Here is a 3,742-nt window from a genome sequence, read left to right as displayed (position 1 = left end):
TAGTTTAACCATATTTAACATAATCATTACTTTACTTAAGTATCATCTAGTATTGATGAATGCGTTATACATAATGATATCTTTTTTAGTTACGTTTTAGTATTAACAATGGCAGGTTAATAGTTAACCGTTTTAAATGAATTTTTTCTTTTACAGAGTTCTTTCATGCTTTCTCCTGCAGCCTTGCTTTAACTTTTACCTTAAGAACAAGATAAAAAACTAAACTACCTTACTCGTCGGTCAAAAACTCACATACTATTAAGAAACAATTCTCATTTCATCTTACCTTTGCTGCTATGAGTCTCATTCACTTTTATAAATATCAAGGAACAGGAAATGACTTTGTCATGATAGACAATCGACAGCTATCATTTTCCAAAAACGATACCAAACTCATCGCACATCTTTGTGACCGAAAATTTGGCATAGGAGCTGACGGATTAATCTTGCTAGAAAATCACCCTATGGTAGATTTTAAAATGGTGTATTTTAATGCAGACGGCAAGGAAAGTACCATGTGTGGTAATGGTGGTAGATGTCTCGTCAGGTTTGCTGAGTTTCTAGGTATTATAAAAAGCAGTACAACTTTTGAAGCTATAGATGGATTACACCATGCTCAGGTAATTGATAAAACAGCGATTAGTTTACAAATGGGTGATGTTCCAGATGTAAAACAAGAACCAGATTATGTGTTTGTAAACACTGGCTCGCCACACCACGTGCAGCTTACTGAAAATTTGACAGATTTAGACGTTTTTAAAGAAGGACGAAATTTGAGAAATGGGCTTTATGGAGAAGCAGGAGCTAATATCAACTTTGTAAAAATTAAAAACAACCACACTTTTAAAGTGCGCACTTATGAGCGTGGTGTAGAAGATGAAACACTGAGCTGTGGAACAGGCGTTACCGCTGTGGCGCTTGCTATGTATAGCATAAGTAAGACTACATCTCAAGAAGTAACCCTAGAAACTCCTGGTGGCGATTTAAAAGTTTCATTTGAGCCACAGCAAAACGGCTATAAAAATATATGGCTTACTGGACCAGCACTACAAGTATTTAAAGGAACTATAGAGGTATGATGCTACAGTCAGAAATATGTGTTCTAAGAGCGGTAGATCCAGAAGATATGGAGTTTATTTATCGCTTAGAAAATAATCCTGAGTTATGGGAAGTAGGCAACACATGGACTCCATTTTCTAAGTTAACCATAAGAGAATATTTAGAAAACGCACATCGCGATATTTATGAAGTGAAGCAATTACGCCTGGCGATCTGTAATCTTCAAGAAGAAATAGTAGGTGTCGTGGACCTCTATGATTTTGACCCTTATCACAAGCGCGCTGGTGTGGGAATAGTCATTGAACAACATGAAAACAGAAAAAAAGGCTATGCCTCACAAGGATTACAGCTCATGATAGATTACGCCTTTAAGCATCTCAGATTACACCAGTTATATGCCGGTGTGAGTGAGGATAATATGGCGAGTAGAAAGTTGTTTGAGAAATTACGCTTTCGCGAAAGCGGTATAAAAATAGACTGGATCGCCACTGAAAAATCATATAAAAACGAAATCACCTATCAGCTTATCAATGAATAATTACAAGAAAATAATCGTAGGAGTCGCCCTAGTAGGACTGGTGATCATGGGCTTTTTTGCTTTTAAAGTTTACCGTACTTTTTTTAGTCCTAACACTAATTTTGAGACCGCAACTTATGAGGTTTTTATACCATCTACGGCCGACTATAATGAAGCTTTTATGATAGTAGCTAATGCTGTAGAAGATCGAGATGCGTTCCATGAAACGGCGGTGCGTAAAGGTTATAATACTAATGTAAAGGCTGGTCGTTTTATACTGCGCAAAGGAATGACTAATAATGATCTGATCAACACTATACGTAGTAAAAACACACCAGTAAAAGTGCGTTTTAATAATCAAGAGCGACTAGAAGATCTTGCAGGAAGACTTGCCCAGCAAGTGGAACCAGATAGTTTAACGCTACTTAATAGTATGAAAGATGCTTCCTTTTTAAGAGAACATGGCTTTACTGAAGAAACAGCACTGGCTATGTATTTACCTAATTCTTATGATAGCTACTGGAACACTACTGCTGAGAAGTTAAGATCAAAAATGTTACAAGCTTACCAGAATTTCTGGACAGCAGAGCGACTCGCCAAAGCCAAAAAAATAAACCTTACTCCACAAGAAGTTTACACTCTCGCCAGTATAGTCCAAAAAGAAACCGCAAAAGCAGACGAGCGACCTCGAGTAGCTGGTGTTTACATGAACCGATTGAATAGAGGTATGAAGCTAGATGCAGACCCTACTGTTATCTATGGTAAAAAACACAAAGAGAATGATTTTAAACAAGTCATAAAACGAGTGCTGTATAAAGACTTAACACTCGACTCACCATATAATACTTATAAATATGCAAGCTTGCCACCAGGACCTATTGTTACACCAGATTTAAACGCGATAGATGCGGTGCTCGATTATGAAAAGCACAGCTACTATTATTTTGTAGCAAACGTAGAGAACTTCGGTTATCACAAGTTTGCAAAAACACTTACACAACACAATGCAAATGCTGCTGTATATCGCCGCTGGGTAGCGAGACAAGGTATTCATAGGTAGTCGGTTTAAGCCCTCAGTTTTTCATTGCTCAGTCTTCGGTTTGTTTTGAAGCTGGTATTACGCAATTGATGAATAACCTGCGATTACAACCTTTAAAACCTACTGAAAACCAATTGCTTATAATTACATTAACACCAGTTTAACATACCTTTTACAGCTAAGTAGGATAAAGTCGTAAATTTGCACCGCGTTATAGAAAGGGTGACAGGAACTTTCGAAAACAAAATTTATGAAATCACGTCAAGTGTTTTTGGTTGTATTACCACTAGTATTCATTTTTTGGTCCTTTAGTTACGATCATTTAAAGCTGGATTACCATAATCTTTATGAGACTGTTGAATATTCAAGTAAACAAAATATTGAGATTGCAAATGAATTCATAGGACCTGTAATTGAAACTAAATGTTCTGATGTACGCTACTATTCACTGGCCATCACACCACCAGATTCCTTTTTAACTTTTAGAGAAGCCCTTGCTTTTAAAGAATCACAAGGTAAATTCTGGAAAATTAATTCACTAGGCTATATGGGGAAATATCAGTTTGGTATGACCACTCTAGAAACATTAGGAGTTACTGACTCATTAAAGTTTTTAAGATCGCCTCGATTACAAGAACGTGTTTTTATTAAAAACTTAAAGTACAATCACGAGATTTTAGAGCCGTATATAGAAAAATATACTGGTCAGAAAATAGGTGGTGTATACATCACTGAGAGCGGTATTCTTGCAGCTGCGCACCTTTCTGGTCCAGGTGGAGTCAAGCGTTTCTTTAAAACTAAAGGGCGTAAAGCTAATCGCGATGCTTATGGCACCTCAATTAAAACTTACATGACACGCTTTGGTGGTTATGACATGAGTGAGGTGATTGAGCCTTAATGACTATCTACTTAATTGAATTTAAGTTTAAATTTCAAATACAAAAACGACTCAACATCACTTGATACTGGAATAAAAGTTACTCTTTCAGAGCGACTTTGATAATTGCTAAAAACAATAAAACACCCCAAAGATTTTTGAAACCTTTGGGATGTTTTGCATTATAGACTTTTTTAAAAGTTATCGTTTCAAGGCAAAGTGTCCTTTAAAACTGCGTCCATCACTTAAT

At 36.5% G+C, this 3,742-nt stretch carries 4 protein-coding genes; all 4 read left to right on the top strand.

The genetic code is table 11. The annotated features are described in order from the left end of the window. Positions 1-296 precede the first annotated feature (296 nt). The 4 genes from dapF (at position 297) to ACTF48_RS10900 (ending at position 3,513) form a co-directional block, all read left to right on the top strand. Entirely contained in the window at positions 297-1,079 is a 783-nt protein-coding gene (gene dapF, locus ACTF48_RS10915; protein WP_438963191.1) for a diaminopimelate epimerase, read from the top strand. Continuing rightward, positions 1,076-1,597: a GNAT family N-acetyltransferase gene (locus ACTF48_RS10910; protein WP_438963190.1), complete on the top strand. Its 522-nt coding sequence runs from the start codon at positions 1,076-1,078 to the stop codon at positions 1,595-1,597. Before dapF ends, ACTF48_RS10910 begins: the two co-directional genes overlap by 4 nt. Then, a complete protein-coding gene (mltG, locus tag ACTF48_RS10905; protein WP_438963189.1) occupies positions 1,590-2,636 on the top strand; it encodes an endolytic transglycosylase MltG in 1,047 nt (348 codons plus the stop codon). The genes ACTF48_RS10910 and mltG overlap by 8 nt, the downstream gene beginning before the upstream one ends. Before the next feature lie 229 nt (positions 2,637-2,865). Then, positions 2,866-3,513, top strand: coding sequence for a peptidoglycan-binding protein LysM (locus ACTF48_RS10900; protein ID WP_438963188.1), 648 nt, complete (start codon positions 2,866-2,868; stop codon positions 3,511-3,513). Positions 3,514-3,742 lie beyond the last annotated feature (229 nt).

The organism is Nonlabens sp., assembly GCF_965660805.1.
Classification (GTDB): domain Bacteria; phylum Bacteroidota; class Bacteroidia; order Flavobacteriales; family Flavobacteriaceae; genus Nonlabens.
The sequence above is the reverse complement of the archived record's forward strand: the minus strand, read 5'-3'. Positions and strand labels throughout refer to the sequence as shown.

What these genes read in the sequence shown, in the direction of transcription:
- dapF (WP_438963191.1), top strand. Translation starts at nt 297, where the DNA reads ATGAGTCTCATTCACTTTTATAAATATCAAGGAACAGGAAATGACTTT.
- ACTF48_RS10910 (WP_438963190.1), top strand. Translation starts at nt 1,076, where the DNA reads ATGATGCTACAGTCAGAAATATGTGTTCTAAGAGCGGTAGATCCAGAA.
- mltG (WP_438963189.1), top strand. Translation starts at nt 1,590, where the DNA reads ATGAATAATTACAAGAAAATAATCGTAGGAGTCGCCCTAGTAGGACTG.
- ACTF48_RS10900 (WP_438963188.1), top strand. Translation starts at nt 2,866, where the DNA reads ATGAAATCACGTCAAGTGTTTTTGGTTGTATTACCACTAGTATTCATT.